Genomic DNA, 20,790 nt, shown 5'->3' on the forward strand with positions numbered 1-20,790 from the left:
GTTTCCTGGGTGTGACGAACGGCCGTTCATTAACACGCTGTTAACGCTACCCCGCGACATATTGGCTCACTTTTAACGCTGCTGAAGCCGAGCCGATGGTCGAGGGACTTGCATTGCTGACGGACGCCGCCGAACAGGTGGCCCTGTCGCGGATCCTGCGAAGTTTCAGGCCGGATCTGACGATCTGGCCGGTGTCTGATATCGCCGAGCTTCGCAAGCTCGCGCCCGCGTCTCTCCGCAAGGCCCGGCTTGTCGCCTTCGCCTCCGGCGTCATCGTGCCGGCCGATTTGCTCGCGCGCTTCGGCCATGGCGCCTACAATTTTCACCCGGGGCCGCCGAACTATCCGGGCTGGGCTCCGGCCCATTTCGCGCTCTATGACCGCGCAGACAGCTTTGGCGTGACCTTTCACGCCATGGCGGAGCGGGTCGATTCCGGCGCGATCCTCGATGTCGTGTCGTTCCCGATTCCGCAAGGCAGCACCCTCATGGGGCTTGGCGAACTCGCCTACGCGCATCTGCTGCAATTGTTCGAAGTGTGGGCCGAGCCTTTGGCACGCGAGACGTCGCTGATGCCGCGCTGCGCGCTGTCCTGGAGCGGCCGCGCCAACACACGCCGCAGATACAAGGACGCCTGCGACATCCCGCTGGACATTTCCAGGGACGAGCTATGGCGCCGCATGCGCGCCTTCGGCGGCAATCATTACGGCATCGCGCCGGCGATCAATCTACATGGTGTCACCTTCACGGCGTCACCTCCGGAGAGCACATGACGTCACCCTCGATGGCCCTCCCGCTGCCTGCCACCGGTACGCCTGATATTTCCGACATGCTGCGCGCGGGTCGCGAGCACTACCGGCGTGGCGAGATCAGGCACGCGATCGCCGTCTTTCAGGTCGGGCTCGCGCGTGCGGCCACGGCGTCGATCGGTGTCGCGGTCGATTGTGTTGCCGATCTTCATGCCGCTCTCGCCAACGCCTTCATGCTCTGCGACGACATCGCGTCAGCGGGGGAGCACTACAAGGCGGCCTTGCGCATCGCGCCGCATCTCGTCGCCTGCTGGTGCAATCTCGGCATCGTGCATCAGCGCAGCGGCCAGACGCAGGACGCGATTGCACTTTACCTCGAGGCACTCCGGCGCAATCCGGGCCATCGGCCGTCGCGCACGAATCTGGTCCAGGCGCTGGTCGCAACCCGGCAGTTCGCAATCGCGAAGACGCTGCTGCTCGAATTGCTCGAAGAGACGCCGGAGGATGCAGACCTGCGCAGCCAGCTTGGCAAGGTCTGCTTCGAGCTTGGTGAGACCGAGGAGGCCGTGGCGCAGTTCGAGCGGGCCGTGGCGATCGCTCCCGGACAGGTCGAGAATTTCTATTGGGTCGGGGCGATCCGTCAGGCGCGGGGCGAGCAGGCCGCGGCGCAGGCCGCCTACGCCCTCGCCGCGCAAGTGCATCCGATCCTGCGCAGGCAAGCCACCAAATCGCCGCCGGCGTTTCGGGCGCTGGCGCTGTTTGCGCCCTTCGTCGGCAACACCCCGGTCGAGTTCCTCTTCAGGGATTGCGCCTACCAGACCAGTATCCTGTCGCTGCTGCCCGGCAGCGAGCCGGATCTCGCGCTGCTCGCGCGCGAGGCGGATGTCGTCGTCAATCTCGTCTCCGACGCCGATCAGGGCGCGGAGGTGCTTCCGCTCGCCACGGCGATTGCACACAGCCTCGGCAAGCCGGTCGTTAACGATCCCGCAAAAATCCAAAACACCACGCGCGACGCCACGGCTTTGGCACTCGCCGACGTCGAGGGCTGCCGGGTGCCGCGCACGATCCGCGTTGCGGCCGGCGACGGGCTTCCCGACGGCCTCAAGCTTGTCTTTCCGCTGCTGGCGCGCCAGGCCGGCATGCATGGCGGCGACGTCTTCGAGAAGCTCGACGACGCCGCGGCGCTGACCGCGTTCCTCGCGGCCCACGCCGACCATGACCGCTACGTGATCGATTATATCGACTATCGCTCCGCCGACGGCTTCTTTCGCAAATACCGGTTCTTGTTCATCGGCGAGGACATCGTGCCCTATCATCTGGCGATCGGAGACGACTGGAAGCTCCATCGCGATGCTACCGACATGGCGCATCACGCCTGGATGCAGGACGAGGAGGAGCGTTTTCTGCGCGCGCCCGAGAACGTCTTCGGCATGGCCCGTTATAAGGCTTTGCAAGTCATTCGCGATCGCATCGGTCTCGACTATTTCGGTATCGATTGCGGGCTCGACCGGGACGGCCATCTCGTCGTGTTCGAGGTCAATGCCTCCATGCTGGTGCACGACCAGAATCCGGAATTTCCTTACAAGGACCCGTACATCCGCAGGATCAAGGTCGCGTTCGACGGGATGCTCGCGCGCTTCGCACGAGGGAATTGACGCGTCCGTCCGCAACGCGGTGCAGGCGCCTTAGCCCGATCGCGGTGGGTGCCCACCTCGCGCACCGTCCTTCCTCACAAGATGAACAAGTCGGCCATTGGCCGGGCAGGCGAACGCCCGCACGGACTGGCAGCCGGGTGCATCGAACCGTGGCCGCAACCGTGATGCTACGCGGCGGCACAATATCATATTTACGTATTTTTGTTCCCGGATTTGGCCAGTCGCCCCAGATTGGGCTATGCTGAGCCTGCGTCGAGGGCGAGTATGAGGCGTCAGGAGCTTGCGTGGGACATCACCGACAGACGGGGCTGCATCCATGATGACGTTACCGCGACTGGCGGCTGAATCCCTGGAGAAGTTGCTGGGTACGTTCATGCGGCGTCGGTATGACGAGACCACTGCAAGTATAGTCGAGAGCGCAACCCGCACGGCGATGGAGTGCATCGGCAACAGCGATGCACTTTACCATAATATCGAGCATACGATGCTGGTGACGCTAGCGGGCCATTCCATCCTCAGTGGCCGAAGCCTCCATACCCACCTGACGGCCGAGGACTACGTCCACGTCATGATCGCCTGTCTCGCCCACGATATCGGCTATGTGCGCGGCCTGTTCGAGGAAGATGACATCGACGGCTTTATCATCGACGCCGCCAATTCCAAGATCTCGTTGCCGCGCGGTGCATCGGACGCCAGCTTGATGACGTATCACGTCGATCGCTCGAAGCTCTATGTGACGCGGCGGTTGCGGCACATTCCAGGGCTTGATCCTGAACGCATCGCCCGCGCCATCGAGGGGACGCGCTTCCCGGCCCGGGAAGGCCAGGAGTATGACGTCGATGCCTCGATCCTGCGCGCCGCCGACTTCATCGGGCAGCTCGGCGATCCCAACTATCTGCGCAAGGCCAATGCCCTCTATTACGAGTTCGAGGAGGTCGGCATGAACCGTCAACTCGGCTACGACTCGCCCGCCGACATCGTGAACCGCTATCCACAATTCTATTGGAATAGCGTCGCACCGCACATCCAGACCGAGATCGGTTATCTCAACAAGACCGAGATTGGCCGGCAGTGGATCGCCAATCTCTACAGCAACGTGTTCCGCGCCGAACGCGAGATCTCGCTGTCCGGGCCGCAGAGATAAAGGCAGGCAGCGAGCCGCGGCACGAAGTTGGTTCGCAGAGAATTGCTGTAGCCATGCAACAAAAATCCGTCACGACCGACATCCTCGACATCGCCTATCTCGACTACGGCGCGCCGGATGGCTGGCCCTGCATTATGGGTCACGGCTTTCCCTATGACGTGAATGCCTATGCCGAAGCCGCGCCGCTGATCGCGCAAGCGGGCGCGCGGGTGCTGGTGCCGTATTTGCGCGGCTACGGGCCGACGCGCTTTCGCTCGCCTGCGACGCTGCGCTCCGGCGAGCAGGCCGCGCTCGGCGCTGATCTCCTCGCCTTCATGGATGCGCTCGGCATCCAGCGCGCCGTCGTCGGCGGCTATGACTGGGGCGGGCGCGCGGCCTGCGTCGTCTCCGTGCTGCATCCCGAACGCGTGGTCGCTCTCGTCTCCGGCAATTCCTACAACATCCAGAACATCGCCCGTTCCATGGAGCCGGCCTCGCCGCCGGAGGAAGCGGCGCTGTGGTATCAATATCTCTTCCACAACGAACGTGGCCGCCGCGCGCTCGAGCGCAATCGCCGCGGCTTTGCCCGCCAGCTCTGGTCGATGTGGTCGCCGACATGGCCCTTCGATGATGCGACCTTCGAGAAGAGCGCGGCGGCGTTCGACAATCCTGATTTCGTCGATGTCGTGATCCATTCCTATCGCCACCGCTATGCGCTGGTCGAAGGCGATCCCGCCTATGCGGCGATCGAGGCAAAGCTTGCCCAGCAGCCGCCGGTCCGCGTTCCCACGATCGCGATCGACGGCGACAGCGATGGCGTCAATGCCGGCACCGCGCATCACGCGCGCAAGTTCGAGGGCTTATTCGAGCGGCGCGTCTTCGCCGGCGCCGGTCACAATCTGCCGCAGGAGCGTCCCGCCGATTGGGCCCAGGCGGTGCTCGACGTGCGCAAGGCGGCCGCAAAAGCCTGATTTTCGCGATCGCAGGAACTTTTCGCTGTCGCCGTCGTCCAATCCTGAGCTGCGCGCTATCCTGCCAGGGAGATGACCATGACCGAGGACAACAAGCCAAGCGGCCCCGACCTGACCAAGGGCGTGACGCTCGCCGAGCTCAAGGACGGCAAATTGCTCGGTCATGTCGGCGAGGAGGACGTCCTGCTCGTGCAGGCCGGCAGCGAGATCTTTGCCATCGAGCCGTCCTGCAGCCACTACCACGGCCCGCTCGCCGAAGGGCTGGTGGTTGGCGACACCATCCGCTGTCCCTGGCATCACGCCTGCTTCTCACTTCGCTCGGGCGAGGCGACGCGTCCGCCGGCGCTGAATACGCTCGCGGTGTGGGACGTCACGCGCGATCGGGACAAGATCATCGTCCAGCGCAAGCGCGAGGCGCCGAAGCCCTCGATGGCTCATCGCAGCGCCCCGACGCCGGACAAATTCGTCATTGTCGGCGGCGGTGCAGCCGGCTTTGCGGCGGCCGAGACGCTTCGCCGCGAGGGATTTGCCGGCGCCATCACCATGCTCAGCAGTGACGGCGCGATGCCGGTCGACCGGCCAAACCTCTCCAAGGACTATCTCGCCGGCAATGCACCGGAGGACTGGCTGCCGCTGCGGGGCGAGGACTATTATCAGGACGCCGGCATCGATCTCCGGCTCAACACCAACGTCTCCGCGATCGATCCGAAGACGCGCAGCGTCACGCTCGGCAATGGCGACAGGCTGCCGTTCGACCGCCTGCTGCTCGCAACCGGCGCTGAGCCGGTCAAGCTCCAGATCCCCGGCGCCGATCAGCCGCATGTCCACACCTTGCGGTCGGTGGCCGACAGCCGCGCCATCATCAAGGCCGCCGGCAGCGCGAAGCGCGTGCTGGTGATCGGCGCGAGTTTTATTGGCCTCGAGGTCGCAGCGTCGCTTCGCGCGCGCAAGCTCGAGGTGCACGTGGTCGCGCCGGAGGAGCGGCCGATGCAGAAGGTGCTCGGGCCTGACATGGGCGACTTCGTTCGCGCGCTGCACGAGGAGAACGGCGTCAATTTTCATCTGAAGGACACGGTCGAGAAGCTCAATGGCACCCGCGCGACGCTGAAGAGCGGCGCCGTGATCGAGACCGACCTCGTCGTGGTCGGCATCGGCGTCAAGCCGCGCCTCGCGCTCGCCGAGCAGGCAGGGCTTGCGGCCGATCGCGGCGTCAGCGTCAGCGAATATCTCGAAACCAGCGCATCCGGCATCTTCGCCGCCGGCGATATCGCCCGCTGGCCCGATCCGCATTCGGGTCAAAACATCCGCGTCGAGCACTGGGTCGTCGCCGAGCGGCAGGGCCAGACCGCCGCGCGCAACATGCTCGGCAAGCGCGAGCGCTTCGACGCGGTGCCGTTCTTCTGGAGCCAGCATTACGACGTCCCGATCAACTATGTCGGCCACGCCGAGAGCTTTGACGACATCGCGATCGACGGCAGCATCAGGGATAAGGACTGCCTGCTCAGATATCGCAAGGACGGCCGTGTGCTTGCGGTCGCCTCAATTTATCGCGATCTCGACAACCTCAAGGCCGAGCTCGAGATGGAGCGGTTGCGCGCTTGATCTGCGTCAACGCCGGTGGTCGCCGGCCTGATCTGCTGGCTGTCGTCCCGGTGCCATCAGTGCTATCCTGAGCTGTGCTCTGGGGCTTAACATGCAGGAGGTGCCGTCATGACAAGCGCTTCGGATACGTCTCAACACCAAAGCCTGGGCTCAGGCATTGCCGCGCTGCACGCCAAATGGGGCTGGATCGTCGCCCTTGGCGTGGTCTATCTCGTCACCGGCTTCATCGCGCTCGGCAGCATGGTGATGGCCACGGTGGCGAGCGTGCTCGTGGTCGGTGTGATGATGATCGTCGCAGGGTTCACCGAGGTGATCGGCGCCTTCCAGATGAAGAACTGGGGCAAGTTCGTGCTCTGGGCCTTGCTCGGCGTGCTCTACATCATCGCGGGTTTCCTGACCTTCGACAACCCGCTGTTTGCAGCAGCGCTGCTGACCCTGTTCCTCGGCGCCTCGCTGCTTGCCTCCGGCGCGGTGCGGCTGTTTCTCGCCTTCAGCATGAAGCGCGAAAGCCCGTGGGTGTGGGTGGCGCTGTCGGCCGTCATCACGCTGCTGCTCGGGCTGCTGATCCTGGCGCGCTGGCCGGTCAACAGCGTCTACATCCTCGGCCTGTTCCTCGGCATCGATCTCATCATGGCCGGCGCCGGCTGGATCAGCCTGGGCTTCGCCTTGAAGCGGCGCGGCTGATCCATCAGCAACTCGACGCAAGACCATCTTGCGGAACTCCGCTGATCTGACGTGCTGGCAAAAGGCAGCACGCCGCGTGGTCGCCTCGCGCGGACGATGAAGCTCCGGGGAGAAACCATGAAAGCCGCTTTGGTCCTGGCCGCAGCGCTGGCTGCCGCCTGTCTGTCCGTGCCTGCCTCCGCACAGAAATCCTACGGTCCAGGGGTTACCGACACCGAGATCAAGATCGGCAACACCATGCCCTATAGCGGGCCGGCGTCGCCGCTCGGCATCACCGGGCGGGTGCTCACCGCCTATTTTGAAGAGATCAACGAGAAGGGCGGCGTCAACGGCCGCAAGCTCAATCTGCTCTCGCTCGACGACGCGTTCTCGCCGCCCAAGACCATGGAAGCGGCACGCCGGCTGGTCGAGGGCGATGGCGTCGCCTTCATCTTCGCGACCATGGGCACGGCGCCGAGCTCGGCGATCGCAAAATATCTCAACAGCAACAAGGTGCCGCAGCTGTTCCTGATCAGCTCGGCCTCGAAGTGGAACGACCCCGCCAACATGCCGTGGTCGATGGCGCTGCCGTGGGCGCCGAACTACACAAGCGAGGCCGCCATCGACGTCGCCTATGCCCGCGCCAAGAACCCGAATGCGCGCTTCGCCGTGCTCTATCAGAACGACGATGCCGGCAAGGAGTATTTCCGCGGCGTCAAGGAAGCGCTTGGCGCCGACGCCGACAAGGCAATCGCGCTGGCCTCGAGCTTCGAGGTTACCGATCCCACCGTCGACTCCCAGGTGCTGACGCTCGCCAACACCAAGGCCGATGTCTTCATGATCTACTCGGTGACGCCGCGCGCCTGCGCGCAGGCGATCCGCAAAGCCTATGAGGTCGGCTGGCAGCCGACGCGCTTTCTCGCTTCCGGCTGTGCCAACAAGGCGACCGTGATGGCGCCGGCCGGCCTCGATGCCGGCAAGGGCGTGCTGTCGCTCGGCTCGCTCAAGCCGTTCACGGCCGAGCCGAAGGATGATTCGGCAATGTCGGCCTATATCGACTTCATGAAGCGCCGTTTGCCCAATGCCGACATCAACAACGTCGCCGCGCTCTACGGCTATACGGTCGCCGAGGCGCTGGTGGTGGTGCTGAAGCAGTGCAAGGACAATCTGACCCGCGACAACATCATGGCGCAGGCCTCCAACCTGAAGAACGTGCCGCTGTCGCTGCTGCTGCCCGGCATCACCCTCAACACCACGCCGCAGGATTTTCGCCCGATCAAGGACGGCTATATGCTCCAGTTCGACGGCAACGATTGGGTCGTGGCCAGCGAGCTGCTGCGCGGGACGTGAGGGGCGCTCTCCGCGCGTTCGGTGCCGTAGCGTGGGCAAAGGCGCACTTGCGCCGTGCCCACCACCTATCAATGATTCGAGAGAAATGGTGGGCACGCTTCGCTTTGCCCACCCTACGATACTTGGTGCTTGTGGAGAGACCCCCATGGATTTTCAACACTCCGCCCGTTCGCTGGAGCTGCAGGAGCGCGTCCGCCAGTTCATGCGGGCGCATGTCGAGCCGGTCGAGGAGCTCTATTACGAGCAGGTGAAGCCGGAAGCCGCACGCTACAAGACGCCGCAGGTGCTGCAGGATTTGAAGCGGCTGGCGCGGGAGCAGGGGCTCTGGAACCTGTTTCTCTCAGGCGAGCACGGACCAGACCTTACCAATCCAAGCCTGACCAATCTCGAATACGCGCCCGTGAAGGAGATCATGGGGCGCATCCTCTGGGCGCCCGAAGTGTTCAATTGCTCGGCGCCCGATGTCGGCAACATGGAGGTGCTCGCAAACTACGGCACCAAGGCGCAGCGGGAGCGCTGGCTGAAGCCGCTGCTGGAAGGGCGCATCCGCTCCGGCTTCTCGATGACCGAGCCGCAGGTCGCCTCCAGCGATGCCACCAACATCCAGTGCGCGATCACGCGCGATGGCGACAACTACGTCATCAACGGCCGGAAGTGGTTCACCTCGGGCGCGATGAACGAGGATTGCGAGATCCTGATCGTGATGGGCAAGACCGCGCCCGACCATCCCGACCGCCATCGCCAGCAATCCATGATCCTGGTGCCGAGAGCCACGCCCGGCGTCCGCATCGTCCGCGACATGCTGACCTACGGCTATGATGACGCGCCGGTCGGTCATCCCGAGATCGTCTACGAGAACGTCCGCGTGCCCGCGGAAAACATGCTGCTCGGCGAGGGCCGCGGTTTTGAGATCGCGCAAGGGCGGCTCGGTCCGGGCCGCATCCATCATTGCATGCGGCTGATCGGCTGCGCCCAGCGCGCGCTGGAATTGATGTGCCAGCGCTCGGTCTCGCGCGTGGCGTTCGGCAAGCCGCTCGCCGAGCAGGGCTCGGTGCGCGAGGACATCGCCCACTCCTTCTGCGAGATCGCGCAGGCGCGGCTGTTGACCTTGCAAGCCGCCGACAAGATGGACCGCGAAGGCAACAAGGCCGCGCGCGACCTGATCGCCGCGGCCAAGATCGTGGTCCCCAGCATGGCCGCCCGCGTCATCGACCGCGCCATCCAGATCCACGGCGCCGCCGGCGTCTCGCAGGACACGTTCCTCGCCCGCGCCTATGTCTATGCCCGCTTCATCCGCATTGGTGACGGCCCGGACCAGGTCCACCTCGCCGCCGTCGGCAAGGAGCTGATCAAGCGCGGCGGGGTGATAGGGTAGGCGCTACGGCATCTTCAACAAAGGCTCAAAATGGCATTTCGCGTCTTGATCATCGGCGGCACGGGACAGGTCGGCGATGTGGTGGTGCGGGCACTGGCGGCGGAGCCGTCGTGCGCTGAAGTCATAATGGTCAATCGCAGACCGGCGTCTCTCAACGCTGGTTCCCGCGTGCGGCAGGTGGTCCTGGATACGGCATCTCCTCAGTTTCCGGCGGAAGTGACCAGGCTCGCGCAGGGCCTGGCTGCGCAAGGTGATCCCGTCTACGGGGCGTCCTGTGTCGGCGTCGGCAAAGGCAGCACGAAGTGGAGCGAGGAAGAGCTGACGGCCCTCGAAATCGGCGTCGTCGGCGGCTTTGCGCGCGGTTGTCATGCCGGCGGCACCACGCGGTTTTCGCTGCTCTCGGCTGCGGGAAGCACCGCGAAAAGCAGAATCCGCTATGTGCGAATTATGGGCCTGAAGGAAGAGACAGTCCAAAATATTGGCTTCCAGCGCCTTGCGATTTTTCGCCCCGGAATTATCGCGGGCAATGTTCACACGCCGGGTTACGTCGCCTGGTTGGGGCGTCTTGTTCCCGGACGTTTCGGCACGATCGAGCAGGACGATATCGGGCGCGCCTTTGTCGCTGAATTCATCGACGGCGCGGCCCCGGACGGGATCGTCTATCTCGAAAACGACGCGATGAGGCAGAGGTCTCACGCTCTGACGAGTCGCGACTAAAGTCCCCCAGTTGCAAAACCACGATAGGCAAATGTCCTGAAGTTCCGCGTCATTGCGGTTTTCACGGGCGTTGCGCAATGGCTCTCACGCGCTGAGCGCGTAAGACTCCGGGGATCAAGACCCAATGACTCCAGAGGTCACGTTGCTGACTCATTCCCTGTCTTAGACGGCGACAACGAAAACACGACGCGGGAACCACTCAGGTTCTCGCAACGGTTCCGCAGCCCAAGGGTTGGCGCGAATCCGCAAGAGACTGGCGCAAGTGCGAAAACGCTGACGCGTTCGCTTGGCCAAGTTCTGCGGCATCGGGAACCGTACGAAAAATCAAAGGAGATCTGATGGTGTTCCGCTCGAGCGCCGCAATTTGCGGCGCCCTGGTTACGCTTGCCGTGTCCGTTACCGTTGCCCGCAGTGAAACAAGCGGGGTTCATTCAAGCACCCTCGTCGATGCCGCCTGTGGAGATGCGATCGCTGGCGCAGCATCCACGTATAATCCGTTCAAGCCCGGCAAGGAGGAGGGTGGCCCGAAAACAGCCTCCGGCGAGCGTTATGATCCCGAGGTGTGGACAGCCGCCATCAAGACGAGCTTGCGTCAGAAATTTGGCGGGGTTCAGTTCGGAGCGAGACCGACATTTGCGCTCGTCGAGGCCGTCGGCAAGAAGGTCATCGTCAAGATCAATGACGTGGGGCCGCTCAGGCCCGGTCGCATCATCGATCTCAATGAGCGGACGATGCGCCATTTCGATCCGAGCATGGAGCTCGGAGTGATTCCCGACGTCACGGTCAGGCCGCTGTCCGGCGACGATTGGACGCCTGGGCCGGTTGGCTGAATGCCCATTGCAGGCCGTAGCAGGCCGATGGATGATGACGCATGACAGGCGGGCAACCCATTCTCATCGTCTTCGGCGGCCTTCCCGGCACCGGGAAGACCACACTCTCCCGCGAACTGACGAAACGGCTCGGAGCCACCTATATCCGCGTCGACGCGATCGAACAGACGTTACGTGCGGCGGGCCACGATGTCGGCCCGATGGGCTACGTCATCGCCAATGCACTGGCGGCCGAGAACCTGCGGCTCGGCCGGGTGGTTGTCGCGGACTGCGTCAATCCGGTGCCGGCAAGCCGCGACGGCTGGCGGCAAACGGCGATGCAAGCATCGGCGCGCATCGCCGAGATCGAAGTGGTCTGCAGCGACGTGGCTCTGCACCGGCAGCGCGCGGAAGCGCGCACCTCCGATATCGCCGGCCTCAAACTGCCCACCTGGCAGGACATCGTCGGCCGGCATTATGAACCGTGGGATCGCGACCATCTGGTGCTCGATACCGCAAATGATTCGATCGATCGCCTGCTCGAACTGACGGAGATCTATCTTCGCGACGGGATTAGGTGATCTGGTTCCGCTCCCGCGACATTTTGTCGGATGCCCACCCCCGTCGTCATCCGTTCAAAAATCCGTTGCTGGTCTTTCATTCGACGCTTGGTTCGCCGGATGTACGCGAACTGCATCGCAAGCCTCGGCTCTCATGGTGAGTGCCTCTACTTGCTCTAAGCTGATCGAAGCACATCCCCATGTCGGTCAAGCCGAACCGTCTCCGTGAGTGCTGGATAGGATGGGCAGATCGAGCAGGAAATGAGTGCCCGTTCGATCTCTTGAAAGCGTAAGATCGCCCTGAAGCTGCCTCACCATGCCGGTGACCACCTTGAAGCCCAGGCTTGCCCGCGGCTGATCGATGTCGAACCCTTCCGGAAGACCGACGCCATGGTCGGAGATTTCGACGTGGAGGTTTCCGTCGATTTCCCGGGCCGAGACTTCGATGTCGCCGCTTCCTTCCGGATAGGCGTACTTGACTGCGTTGGTGACCAGTTCGTTGATCAGCAGTCCCAGGGGAATGGCGTGGTCGGCCGCGAGCAGCATCGGGTCGGCGCGGCAGTGCAGAGCGTGCCCTTCGATATTGCCCCGCAGCTTCTTGCAGAGCTCGGTCATGAAGTCCGAAAGTTCGACAAAGCCGATGTGCGAACTGCGCCACAGGTGATCGTGCACCTCGGCAATGGTCGACACCCGCAGACTCGCGTCTTGCAGTGCATTTTTGACATCCTCGGACTGGGCGCTGCGCGCCTGGACGCGGAGTAGGCCCACGACCGATGCGAGGCTGTTCTTGACGCGGTGGCTCATCTCCCGCGTCAGCAGCGCCTGGTGCTTGAGCGCTTCATGAAGTCTCGCATCAGCCTGTTGACGCTCGATCGCGATCCCGAGCAGGCCGGCAAAGCCGGCGAGAAAATTGGCGTCGTCCTGGTCGAACTGGCCGGGATCGGCACTGTCGACTTCGAGCACGCCGAAAAATGCCTTACCTTCTCCGCCCTTTTCGATCAGCACGTTGATGGCGCGCCTGATGCCGTGATCCGCCAACAGCTGTGGCATGCGGAAGCGGGTATCCACGTCCACATGGTTCGAAATGACGGGCGCTCCGGTCCGATAGGCGTAGCCGGCCGGCGATCCCGTGTCGGAAGCGAGCGAGACGACATCGATGGTGCCCGGCGCCCAGCCGACCCCCGCGCGCACCATCAGACGTTCTTCATCCGGTTCATATTCGAGAACCTTGACGAACGGCGCCTGCAATCCGATGGCGCACAGTTCGGTGGCGCGTTGCAGAATTTCCCGCAAATTGCGGGTCTGCATGGCGGTGCGACCGAATTCGCCGAGTAGCGACTGTTGTCGCAGCCGATAGCGAAGTTCGTCTCGATTGAGAGGGGCGGACGATGTGTCGAGTGATTCCCGGCTCGCGTCATATACCTCATGCATACGAACTCTCCGAACACGGGTTGCGCCCGGCAGTGCATCCCGAAACTTTCAATGTGGTTCAGTTGAAGTGTGGCCGTCCTCTTTCGGGAAATCTGAGCAAAATTGATCACCTGCCGAGTTCCAATCGCTCCTGTAGCGGCTTCGGCTCTGTGGTCTGGACCACCGACACCGGCAACGTCGGTGTGCGATTACTCACCTCCGGTTTCGGAGGACCATGCCTGATTCAGACAACGATCGTAAATCCGAACTCGAGCGCCTGCGCTTGGCTTCGGACCTCAGGCAACTCGCCAAGGAAACGAGTGCCCCCGATTTGAAAGAACATTGGCTGCGAATGGCAAGGCAGTGGTCCGGCGAGGAAAATGAACCGGCCCAAGACGATAGCGAAGTGAGCGATACCGAAGTGGACGATACCGGGGTCGATAAGGATTTAGGCGAATGATGAGCGCCCCTGCCGGCAAATCACTGCCAGTCGTCCTTGTCGTGGAGGATGAACCGCTACTGCGGATACTCGCCGTCGAAGTCGTCGAGGAAGCGGGCTTCACGGCGATCGAGGCCAGCGATGCGGACGAAGCGGTTGCTCTACTGGAACTGCGTACAGATATTGCTCTGGTTTTCACGGATATCAACATGCCCGGCAGTATGGACGGGCTGAAACTGGCCCATGCGGTGCGCAACCGCTGGCCCCCGATCAAGATCCTTGTCGTGTCGGGCAAACAGCCATTTCAATTCTCCGATCTCCCGTCGAACAGTTGCTTTCTCAGCAAGCCTTACCAGGCGTCGGCATTGGTCGAGGAGCTTCGATCGATCATTGCTTCCTCTTGATCGCGCGAATCCCACGCCGGTGAATGAGCGTTTTTGCTCAGACTCAGTGCAGAATGAGTGCGCAAATCATGGTTCCGATCCCACGCGCTCCCATCGACATGCCCGTTGTCCGGATTGGGCAGGAAGGCGAACCGGAACGATATGAGGCCATGGCCAAGGTGCAAACGGACCATGATCTGCGAAGCAACCGACTCCTGGGCGCGTTGGAGTCCGCCAGCCGCAAGCGAATAGATCCCCATCTCGAGCCGATCTCGTTCAAGCTTGGCGATATGGTCTGCGACGCGGGAGGCCTGCTCAAGCACGCCTATTTTCCTCAGGGTTCCGTGCTGTCGCTTCTGACCGTGCTGGAAAATGGCGCGGGGATCGAGACCGCCAATATCGGCCGGGAGGGGGCGTTCGGCCTGTTCGCCGCCATGTACAGCCGCGTCTCCTTCAACCGGTGCATCGTCCAGCTCGAGGGCCATACGGTTCGCTGTCCCATTCAGCTGTTGCAGTATGAGTTCAGGAACAGCGAGCACGTGCGCGATCTCTTCGTAAGCTACTCGGAAACGCTGCTGTCCCAGGTCCAGCAGACGGTCGCATGCAATACGATGCATTCGACGGAGGAGCGGATGTGCCGCTGGCTTCTGATGATGCACGACAGGGCCGAGGGCGAAGCTCTTCCCTACACCCATGAATTTCTCTCACACATCCTGGGCGCCAACCGGAAATCCGTGACGCTGGCCGCGCAGTCGATGCAGACCGCGGGCCTCATCAGCTATCACCGGGGAGCGATTCAGGTACTGGATCGTCCGGCCCTGGAAAAGGCCTCGTGCGAATGCTACGCGATCGTGCAGGAGCGCTTCGATGCATTCCTCACGCCGCCGTCGACTGCGGTCCCGGGCCACAACAGAAGCCGAAGCGACCAGAACGAAAAGAATTGAGGGCTCCTTCGACGCCATGATTCAATTGATCGCCTGCTCGAACGGGTGGAGATCCATATTCGTGACGAGATCGGGTGCCCCGCTGTTGGTTGACCCATGCCGCGAGGCGATCGAATCGCGTATGCTTGCTGTCCTGCATGATCCGGTCCGACCCCGCCGCGACATTTTGTCGGCGTCAAACCCCGTCATCATCCGTTCAAAATCCGTTGCTAGTCTTCCACGTGACGATTGGTTCGCCGGATGTACGCGGACTGCATCGCAAGCCTCGGCCTTCGTGCCGGGGCTTTTCGTTTTGATGTAAGCATCAGCGTGGCTAGCCGCGCTTTCTTCGCGCTTCGTTGTAGCGGAGCGCGTCGACGATCACCTTGAATGCAGCCGAGTTCTGCCGCGAGGTCGGATAATAGATGTAATAGCCGTCGAATTTCGGCGACCAGTCGTCGAGCACGATGACGAGCTCGCCGGACCGGACATGCGGCGTCACCATGTCTTCCGGAAGATAGGCGATGCCGAAGCCTTTGACCGCGGCTTCGATCATGGCGCGGGAGTCGTTGAAGGTCAGTTGCCCCTCGACCCGCACCCGGAGGTCGGGACCGTTTTTGGCGAACTCCCATACATAATGACCGCCGGCCGCCGCGCGCCGCTTGATGCAGACATGCTTCAGGAGATCCTGCGGATGCTTCGGCTTCGGATGCTCTTTCAGATAGGCGGGCGAGGCGACGGCGACGAGCCGCCAGTCCGGACCGATGCGCACCGCGATCATGTCTTTCTCGACGCTCTCGCCGAGGCGGACGCCTGCATCGAAGCCGTCTTCGACGATGTTGCGGAAAGCCGTGTCGACGTTGAACTCGACCTTGATGTCGGGATATTTCGTCAGGACCGGCGCCAGCTTCGGCCAGACCGCTTTTTCGAGGGCATGGTCCGCGAGCGTGATCCGGATGGTGCCCGACGGCTTGTCGCGCAGGGACATCAGCGCGGCGATATCGCGCTCGATCTCCTCGATGCGCGGCGCAACCGATTGCTGAAGCCGCTCGCCGGCCTCGGTCAGACCGACGCTGCGGGTCGTACGCGTGAGCAGCCGCAGGCCCATCTGCGACTCCAGGCGCTTGATCGTATGGCTGAGCGTCGACTGTACGACCCCCAGTTTCGCGGCGGCCTTCGTGAAGCTGCGCTCGCGGGCGACGGCCACGAAGGCCAGCAGATCGTTGAAATCCTGAGCTGCCATGGCCGCCACTATTTATGGCCCACATCGATTAATGCAAGCAAATTATACCGGCTAATCGAATGCTGCCGGCGGCGCTATGTATTGCTGTGACCAGCGCCAGTCTGGGCGCTTCGATCGTTGCAACGAACACCTCGAGGAGGAATGACATGCAAATCCGGCACGCAGGCTCCCAGCCCTCGGCCCGGGCTCCGGCGGAGTATTTCAGCGGCACGGTCCGTATCGATCCCTTGTTTCCGGCCGTCGATCCCTCTCGTGTCGCCGGCAATCACGTCACCTTTGAGCCCGGCGCGCGCACCGCGTGGCACACGCATCCTTTCGGCCAGACGCTGATCGTCACGTCCGGCCGCGGCCACGTGCAGCGCTGGGGCGGCCCGATCGAGGACATCCGTCCGGGCGACGTGGTCTCGTTCGAACCCGGCGAGAAGCACTGGCATGGCGCGTCAGCGACGGCAGCCATGAGCCATATCGCGATTCAGGAAGCGCTCGACGGCAGTCCGGTCGCGTGGATGGAAAAGGTAACAGACGAACAGTATGGCGCGGCCGCCGCCATCGGAGACCAACAATGAAGGCAACCGTCCTCTACGGACCCGGCGATGTCCGCTACGAAAGCGTTGACGATCCCAAGATCATTCGCCCGACCGATGCCATCATCAAGCTGTCGGCCACCTGCATCTGCGGTTCCGATCTCTGGCCTTATCGCGGCCTGCAACCGAAAGATGGCCCCGCGCATATGGGCCACGAATATTGCGGCGTCGTCATTGAGGTCGGCAGCGCGGTGCGGACCATCAGGCCAGGCCAGTTCGTCGTCGGCTCGTTCTGTCTTTCGGACAACACTTGCCCGCACTGCAAATTCGGTTTCCAGTCGTCGTGTGAGCAGCGCGAATTCATGTCGGGCGCGCAGGCCCCTTACGCGCGCGTTGCACTCGCCGATGGCACGCTGGTCGCGACCAGGGAGATGCCGGGACGCGATCTCATCCCGCATCTGCTTGCGACCTCCGACGTGCTCGGGACCGGCTGGTACGCGGCGGACGCTGCGAATGTGAAGCAAGGCTCCGTGGTCGCGGTGGTCGGCGACGGTGCGGTCGGCCTCATGGGTGTGCTTGCAGCGAAAGAGATGGGCGCGGAGCGCATCATCGCCATGAGCCGCCACAAGACGCGGCAGAATCTCGCCCGGGAATTCGGCGCCACCGATATCGTCGTCGAGCGTGGCCTCGAGGGCATCGCGCGCGTCAAGGAACTGACCCGGGGCGTCGGCGCCGACTCAGTGCTCGAATGCGTCGGCACGCAGGAAGCCATGTCACAAGCGCTCGAATGCACGCGTCCGGGCGGCACGATCGGCTATGTCGGCGTTCCCCATGGTGTGACTTTCGATGGCCAGGCGTTGTTCTTCGGGCAGCGGCGCATGCTGGGCGGTCCCGCTCCGGTGCGGCGGTTCCTGCCCGATCTCATGGATCGGGTGCTCAATGGACGGATTCAGCCGGGCAAGGTGTTCGATCTCACGCTGCCGATCGACCAGGTCGCCGAAGGCTACAAGGCGATGGACCAGCGCCGCGCGATCAAGACGATGCTGACGGTGTGACGGCGGGGCAGGGCGCTGTCTATCGCTCCCGGCTTTGCAGGTTCCCGATCAGTCGCCCAACCAGCTCATCGATCTTGCTCAGCGCCGTCGGCGGATCGAGGAATTCGATATCGTCCACGTTCCAATATTCGACGCGATGGGCGACACCGGCAAAGCGGCGCTCGATCATGGGGCGATGCTCGGCATCCTTCAGTGCGACCACAAGGGCTGCTTGCGCAAAGTCGTGGACAGTGCAGAGCACCGGATCGCGCGCAGCGCCTTCAGGCACAATGCCTTTGGCTTGCAAGGCATTCACCGTGTAGGGCGACATCGGCCCCACGTTTTCAGGAAAGAGAAGATCTTCGGCGACGCCGCGCGAGAAGGCCTGCCAACCCAGCCCTTCGAGCACGGCCTGATGGTTGAAAATCTCCTCGGCATAGCGGCTTCGATAGTAGTTGCCCGTGCAGAGAAACAGCACGCGATTGGTCTTGTTCATCAAGTCGTATTTCCATCAACGATCTGCCACATGCCATAGGCATGTCATGTGGTCCCGCAATTCGAAGAAGCTAACACGGGTTCGTGCCGAAAGACACGTGGCTTCTTAACAGCGCAGCCGCGTAACAACCTGTGGCAGTGACGCCAGCAGCAGCACGACGCAGACGCAAAACAGCACAATGTCCTTGAACAGGAACTCGCCTGCCAGATTCCAGGCCATCGGGTCGGTTGAGATGCTCCATGTCACGACGCCGGGCGTGGTGAAAAAGAACGACCAGGTGACGGCGAAAGTGACCACTCCCATCAATGATCCCAGCGCCGAGAGGATCGGGCTGAATGCACCGGCAACCAACAGGGCCGCAATCACGAATTCGGTGACACCGAGGACATAGGCTTCGCCCCTCAATCCGAAGATCGACAGCCACGAGACAAACGGGCTGTTGCTGATGAATTGCGCGATGCCCTGGGCCGACTGCAGCGTGAACTTCTGCATGCCGAACGACACGAAGATCACGACCATGACCCAGCGCAGGATCGCCAAAGGTCGATAGGACCCCGCCCCGTCCTCTGCAATGTGGAAGGTTGCTCTTGCTAGCTCTTTCATTTCACCGGCCCTGGATGATGCATTACTGGCGGTACGGCCGCACATTTGGGCTCGTTACGTGCGGAGGGGCGCGTTTCAGTTCACGATTGTGTGCAGCACGGCCCGGCTCGGATCACGAAAATAGTCGTTGGACACGTCCGCTGTACGTGTGTCCCGATCGTCTCTGGCCCGCCCTGGGGTTCGGTTCGGGGAGCATCGCCATGATGACATCATGCCGGTGTTTTGCCCGACGTGTCAAACAAATTTCGTAAAATCAGCAGTCGTGTGGCTCCAGCGGTCAAGCCATTGATTTAGCTCATCCCGTCTACTGCGCATGGGGTTGTTTTCGCGTTTTTGGTTGAAGCGAGCCTGCTCTGTGGACGGCAGACGCGCGCGATCATCCCGCCTTCGCGACGCGGCTGTCCGAGCGCAGGTTCTGGAAGAACTTTTCCACCTCGCGCGACAGCGTGTCCGCCGTCGCGGTCAGGCTGCTCGCGGCCGTCAACACGGACGTCGCCGCCGTGTCGGTCTCGCCGATAGCGTCGCGCAGCGAGGTGATGTTGGCGACCAGCGTCTCGTTGCCCTGGGCGGCCGATTGCGCATTGGAGGAGATCTCGCGCGTCGCCTGGTCCTGCTGGCCGACGGCGCCGGCAATCGCGGAGGTGACCTCGTTGATCTCGCGCACCGCGCCGCCGATCTCGCGGACGGCATCGACCGCGTTGCGAGTGGACGACTGGATCATGGCGACGTTCGCGCTGATGTCGGCGGTCGCCTTCGCGGTCTGTCCCGCCAGTGCCTTGACCTCGTGCGCGACGACGGCAAAGCCGCGGCCGGCGTCACCGGCACGCGCGGCTTCGATGGTGGCGTTGAGCGCGAGCAGGTTGGTCTGCTCGGCGATGGTCTGAATGAGGGTCAGCACGCCGTCGATGCGCTGCGTGGCCGCGGCGAGGCTCTCGATCTCGGCGATCGATTTCTCGGTGCGCTGGCCGGTCTGCTCGACCGCGCCCGCGGAAGCCCGCACCTGGCGGCCGATCTCTTCCACCGACGCCGACAGCTCCTCGGCGGCACTGGCCACGGCTGTGACGTTGTGCGAGGCCTGCTCGGTGGCGTTGGCCGCCGTGCCGGCGCGGCTATTGGCATCCGCGGTGACGCGGGTGATGGTCTGCGCGGTCTCGCGCATGACCGAGGCGTTGTCGCTGAGGCCGCGCATGATCGCGCCGATCGCCTCGCGGAATGCTTCGACGGATTGCTCGATGTGGTGTGCGCGCTGTTCGCGTGCCGCGGAATCCTGCGAGACCTGCGAGGCGAGGTTACGGTTGCGCCCCATCGCGTCCTGGAACACTTCGATGGCGCGGGCCAGTGCGCCAATCTCGTCGGCACGGCCGGAGTGCGGCACCACGACATTCTCGGCGCCGTCGGCGACCTGCTTGATGGTCGCGGTGATCGCGGCAAGTGGCCGCGCGATCGAGCGGGCGATGATGATGATGCCGATCACGACCAGCGCCAGCGCGACGCCGCCGAGGCAGGTCAGCACGAAGGATAGCGTGCGGTTGGTCTCGGTCTCCTGCGCGATCTGCCTGGCACGCCCGGCATAGACCTTGGAGAGCGCCTCGAGATCCTTGTTCAGCGCCGAGCGCACGGCGCGGTTGGCGTCGTTGTCACCCCATTCGCGGCCCGCGGCCGCATCGATCTCGACGCCGCGGCGCACCAGCTCCTTGCGGAAGTCGACGAATTGCTCGATGCGTTTCTTGAAGGTGGCGAACTGCTCGGCATCGTCGGACCTGACGATGGTCTCCCAGCCTTTCACGACATTGAGGATTTGCTCGTTGAACTTGAGCAGGCCCTCGCCGTATTTCTTCACGACGGCCGGCTCGGACGACATGTAGACGCCGCGCGACTCCATCACGACCGCATAGACCAGCGAGTTGACGCGCTCGACGTTCAGCGCGGCCGCATTCGCCGTCTCGATCGCGCTGGTCAGCTCGGCGCTGCGGCGGCTGTTGTAGTCGGACAGCATCGCGATTCCAGCGGTGAGCAGGGCGAACAGCGCGAAGATCGCGTAGAGCTTGGTGGTCAGCGTAAAACGGCCTGCCAGGCCGGCGGCATTCCCAGATCGGTCGGTTTGCATGATGTTCGGGGCCCGAATGGCCAGGAGCGGCCGGACAGCGCGGTCTTCTAAAATTGA

At 63.1% G+C, this 20,790-nt stretch carries 21 protein-coding genes; 16 read left to right on the top strand and 5 right to left on the bottom strand.

Annotated features, from left to right (window positions below; translation table 11 throughout):
• Positions 1–95: 95 nt before the first annotated feature.
• The 11 genes from FXB40_RS22950 (at position 96) to FXB40_RS23000 (ending at position 11,592) form a co-directional block, all read left to right on the top strand.
• Positions 96–770: a formyltransferase family protein gene (locus FXB40_RS22950; RefSeq protein ID WP_148774479.1), complete on the top strand. Its 675-nt coding sequence runs from the start codon at positions 96–98 to the stop codon at positions 768–770.
• On the top strand, positions 767–2,401 hold the full coding sequence (locus tag FXB40_RS22955; protein WP_187437075.1) for a tetratricopeptide repeat protein: 1,635 nt from the start codon (positions 767–769) through the stop codon (positions 2,399–2,401). The genes FXB40_RS22950 and FXB40_RS22955 overlap by 4 nt, the downstream gene beginning before the upstream one ends.
• Before the next feature lie 316 nt (positions 2,402–2,717).
• Positions 2,718–3,545: a 3',5'-cyclic nucleotide phosphodiesterase gene (locus FXB40_RS22960; protein ID WP_148774481.1), complete on the top strand. Its 828-nt coding sequence runs from the start codon at positions 2,718–2,720 to the stop codon at positions 3,543–3,545.
• 53 nt (positions 3,546–3,598) lie between these two features.
• Positions 3,599–4,495 carry an alpha/beta fold hydrolase gene (locus FXB40_RS22965; RefSeq protein WP_148774482.1) on the top strand — a complete coding sequence of 299 codons (897 nt, stop codon included), beginning with the start codon at positions 3,599–3,601 and terminating at the stop codon, positions 4,493–4,495.
• Positions 4,496–4,573: 78 nt separating this feature from the next.
• Positions 4,574–6,097 carry an FAD-dependent oxidoreductase gene (locus FXB40_RS22970; protein ID WP_187437076.1) on the top strand — a complete coding sequence of 508 codons (1,524 nt, stop codon included), beginning with the start codon at positions 4,574–4,576 and terminating at the stop codon, positions 6,095–6,097.
• A gap of 108 nt (positions 6,098–6,205) precedes the next feature.
• Complete coding sequence (locus FXB40_RS22975; RefSeq protein WP_148774484.1) at positions 6,206–6,781, top strand: HdeD family acid-resistance protein; 576 nt, start codon at positions 6,206–6,208, stop codon at positions 6,779–6,781.
• Between the two features lie 117 nt (positions 6,782–6,898).
• The gene (locus FXB40_RS22980; RefSeq protein ID WP_148774485.1) at positions 6,899–8,110 is read left to right on the top strand and encodes an ABC transporter substrate-binding protein; all 1,212 of its coding nucleotides are present in this window, start codon (positions 6,899–6,901) and stop codon (positions 8,108–8,110) included.
• 145 nt (positions 8,111–8,255) lie between these two features.
• Complete coding sequence (locus tag FXB40_RS22985; RefSeq protein WP_148774486.1) at positions 8,256–9,485, top strand: acyl-CoA dehydrogenase family protein; 1,230 nt, start codon at positions 8,256–8,258, stop codon at positions 9,483–9,485.
• Between the two features lie 45 nt (positions 9,486–9,530).
• Positions 9,531–10,202 (top strand): Rossmann-fold NAD(P)-binding domain-containing protein, encoded by a 672-nt coding sequence (locus tag FXB40_RS22990; protein WP_246207841.1) that lies wholly within the window; start codon positions 9,531–9,533, stop codon positions 10,200–10,202.
• 338 nt (positions 10,203–10,540) lie between these two features.
• Positions 10,541–11,032 (top strand): septal ring lytic transglycosylase RlpA family protein, encoded by a 492-nt coding sequence (locus tag FXB40_RS22995; RefSeq protein ID WP_148774488.1) that lies wholly within the window; start codon positions 10,541–10,543, stop codon positions 11,030–11,032.
• 41 nt (positions 11,033–11,073) lie between these two features.
• Entirely contained in the window at positions 11,074–11,592 is a 519-nt protein-coding gene (locus FXB40_RS23000) for a P-loop nucleotide/nucleoside kinase family protein (RefSeq protein ID WP_187437077.1), read from the top strand.
• A gap of 186 nt (positions 11,593–11,778) precedes the next feature.
• Here the strand turns inward: FXB40_RS23000 and FXB40_RS23005 are convergent, their stop codons facing one another.
• A complete protein-coding gene (locus tag FXB40_RS23005; protein WP_148774489.1) occupies positions 11,779–13,002 on the bottom strand; it encodes a sensor histidine kinase in 1,224 nt (407 codons plus the stop codon).
• 214 nt (positions 13,003–13,216) lie between these two features.
• Between FXB40_RS23005 and FXB40_RS23010 the strand changes: the two genes are divergently transcribed.
• The 3 genes from FXB40_RS23010 (at position 13,217) to FXB40_RS23020 (ending at position 14,747) form a co-directional block, all read left to right on the top strand.
• A complete protein-coding gene (locus FXB40_RS23010) occupies positions 13,217–13,441 on the top strand; it encodes a hypothetical protein (protein WP_148774490.1) in 225 nt (74 codons plus the stop codon).
• Positions 13,438–13,824, top strand: a complete 387-nt coding sequence (locus FXB40_RS23015; protein ID WP_148774491.1) for a response regulator — start codon at positions 13,438–13,440, stop codon at positions 13,822–13,824. Before FXB40_RS23010 ends, FXB40_RS23015 begins: the two co-directional genes overlap by 4 nt.
• 149 nt (positions 13,825–13,973) lie before the next feature.
• Positions 13,974–14,747, top strand: coding sequence for a Crp/Fnr family transcriptional regulator (locus FXB40_RS23020; RefSeq protein WP_148774492.1), 774 nt, complete (start codon positions 13,974–13,976; stop codon positions 14,745–14,747).
• 313 nt (positions 14,748–15,060) lie between these two features.
• Here the strand turns inward: FXB40_RS23020 and FXB40_RS23025 are convergent, their stop codons facing one another.
• Positions 15,061–15,969 carry a LysR family transcriptional regulator gene (locus tag FXB40_RS23025; protein WP_148774493.1) on the bottom strand — a complete coding sequence of 303 codons (909 nt, stop codon included), beginning with the start codon at positions 15,967–15,969 and terminating at the stop codon, positions 15,061–15,063.
• A 146-nt stretch (positions 15,970–16,115) separates the two neighbouring features.
• On the opposite strand from FXB40_RS23025, the gene FXB40_RS23030 reads away from it, so the two are divergent.
• On the top strand, positions 16,116–16,535 hold the full coding sequence (locus FXB40_RS23030; RefSeq protein ID WP_148774494.1) for a (R)-mandelonitrile lyase: 420 nt from the start codon (positions 16,116–16,118) through the stop codon (positions 16,533–16,535).
• On the top strand, positions 16,532–17,548 hold the full coding sequence (locus tag FXB40_RS23035; RefSeq protein WP_148774495.1) for a zinc-dependent alcohol dehydrogenase family protein: 1,017 nt from the start codon (positions 16,532–16,534) through the stop codon (positions 17,546–17,548). Before FXB40_RS23030 ends, FXB40_RS23035 begins: the two co-directional genes overlap by 4 nt.
• A gap of 19 nt (positions 17,549–17,567) precedes the next feature.
• On the opposite strand, the gene FXB40_RS23040 is transcribed toward FXB40_RS23035, so the two are convergent.
• The 3 genes from FXB40_RS23040 to FXB40_RS23050 form a co-directional block, all read right to left on the bottom strand.
• A complete protein-coding gene (locus FXB40_RS23040; RefSeq protein ID WP_148774496.1) occupies positions 17,568–18,023 on the bottom strand; it encodes an arsenate-mycothiol transferase ArsC in 456 nt (151 codons plus the stop codon).
• Positions 18,024–18,128: 105 nt separating this feature from the next.
• Positions 18,129–18,626: a YkgB family protein gene (locus FXB40_RS23045; RefSeq protein WP_148774517.1), complete on the bottom strand. Its 498-nt coding sequence runs from the start codon at positions 18,624–18,626 to the stop codon at positions 18,129–18,131.
• A gap of 376 nt (positions 18,627–19,002) precedes the next feature.
• Positions 19,003–20,733, bottom strand: a complete 1,731-nt coding sequence (locus FXB40_RS23050; RefSeq protein ID WP_148774497.1) for a methyl-accepting chemotaxis protein — start codon at positions 20,731–20,733, stop codon at positions 19,003–19,005.
• Between the last annotated feature and the right edge of the window lie 57 nt (positions 20,734–20,790).

This window comes from Bradyrhizobium rifense, assembly GCF_008123425.1.
Taxonomy (GTDB): Bacteria; Pseudomonadota; Alphaproteobacteria; order Rhizobiales; family Xanthobacteraceae; genus Bradyrhizobium; species Bradyrhizobium rifense.

Excerpts from the sequence above, each read along its gene's own strand:
- FXB40_RS22950 (WP_148774479.1), top strand. The coding sequence starts at position 96 with ATGGTCGAGGGACTTGCATTGCTGACGGACGCCGCCGAACAGGTGGCC.
- FXB40_RS22955 (WP_187437075.1), top strand. The coding sequence starts at position 767 with ATGACGTCACCCTCGATGGCCCTCCCGCTGCCTGCCACCGGTACGCCT.
- FXB40_RS22960 (WP_148774481.1), top strand. The coding sequence starts at position 2,718 with ATGATGACGTTACCGCGACTGGCGGCTGAATCCCTGGAGAAGTTGCTG.
- FXB40_RS22965 (WP_148774482.1), top strand. The coding sequence starts at position 3,599 with ATGCAACAAAAATCCGTCACGACCGACATCCTCGACATCGCCTATCTC.
- FXB40_RS22970 (WP_187437076.1), top strand. The coding sequence starts at position 4,574 with ATGACCGAGGACAACAAGCCAAGCGGCCCCGACCTGACCAAGGGCGTG.
- FXB40_RS22975 (WP_148774484.1), top strand. The coding sequence starts at position 6,206 with ATGACAAGCGCTTCGGATACGTCTCAACACCAAAGCCTGGGCTCAGGC.
- FXB40_RS22980 (WP_148774485.1), top strand. The coding sequence starts at position 6,899 with ATGAAAGCCGCTTTGGTCCTGGCCGCAGCGCTGGCTGCCGCCTGTCTG.
- FXB40_RS22985 (WP_148774486.1), top strand. The coding sequence starts at position 8,256 with ATGGATTTTCAACACTCCGCCCGTTCGCTGGAGCTGCAGGAGCGCGTC.
- FXB40_RS22995 (WP_148774488.1), top strand. The coding sequence starts at position 10,541 with ATGGTGTTCCGCTCGAGCGCCGCAATTTGCGGCGCCCTGGTTACGCTT.
- FXB40_RS23000 (WP_187437077.1), top strand. The coding sequence starts at position 11,074 with ATGACAGGCGGGCAACCCATTCTCATCGTCTTCGGCGGCCTTCCCGGC.
- FXB40_RS23005 (WP_148774489.1), bottom strand. The coding sequence starts at position 13,002 with ATGCATGAGGTATATGACGCGAGCCGGGAATCACTCGACACATCGTCC.
- FXB40_RS23010 (WP_148774490.1), top strand. The coding sequence starts at position 13,217 with ATGCCTGATTCAGACAACGATCGTAAATCCGAACTCGAGCGCCTGCGC.
- FXB40_RS23015 (WP_148774491.1), top strand. The coding sequence starts at position 13,438 with ATGATGAGCGCCCCTGCCGGCAAATCACTGCCAGTCGTCCTTGTCGTG.
- FXB40_RS23020 (WP_148774492.1), top strand. The coding sequence starts at position 13,974 with ATGGCCAAGGTGCAAACGGACCATGATCTGCGAAGCAACCGACTCCTG.
- FXB40_RS23025 (WP_148774493.1), bottom strand. The coding sequence starts at position 15,969 with ATGGCAGCTCAGGATTTCAACGATCTGCTGGCCTTCGTGGCCGTCGCC.
- FXB40_RS23030 (WP_148774494.1), top strand. The coding sequence starts at position 16,116 with ATGCAAATCCGGCACGCAGGCTCCCAGCCCTCGGCCCGGGCTCCGGCG.
- FXB40_RS23035 (WP_148774495.1), top strand. The coding sequence starts at position 16,532 with ATGAAGGCAACCGTCCTCTACGGACCCGGCGATGTCCGCTACGAAAGC.
- FXB40_RS23040 (WP_148774496.1), bottom strand. The coding sequence starts at position 18,023 with ATGAACAAGACCAATCGCGTGCTGTTTCTCTGCACGGGCAACTACTAT.
- FXB40_RS23045 (WP_148774517.1), bottom strand. The coding sequence starts at position 18,626 with ATGAAAGAGCTAGCAAGAGCAACCTTCCACATTGCAGAGGACGGGGCG.
- FXB40_RS23050 (WP_148774497.1), bottom strand. The coding sequence starts at position 20,733 with ATGCAAACCGACCGATCTGGGAATGCCGCCGGCCTGGCAGGCCGTTTT.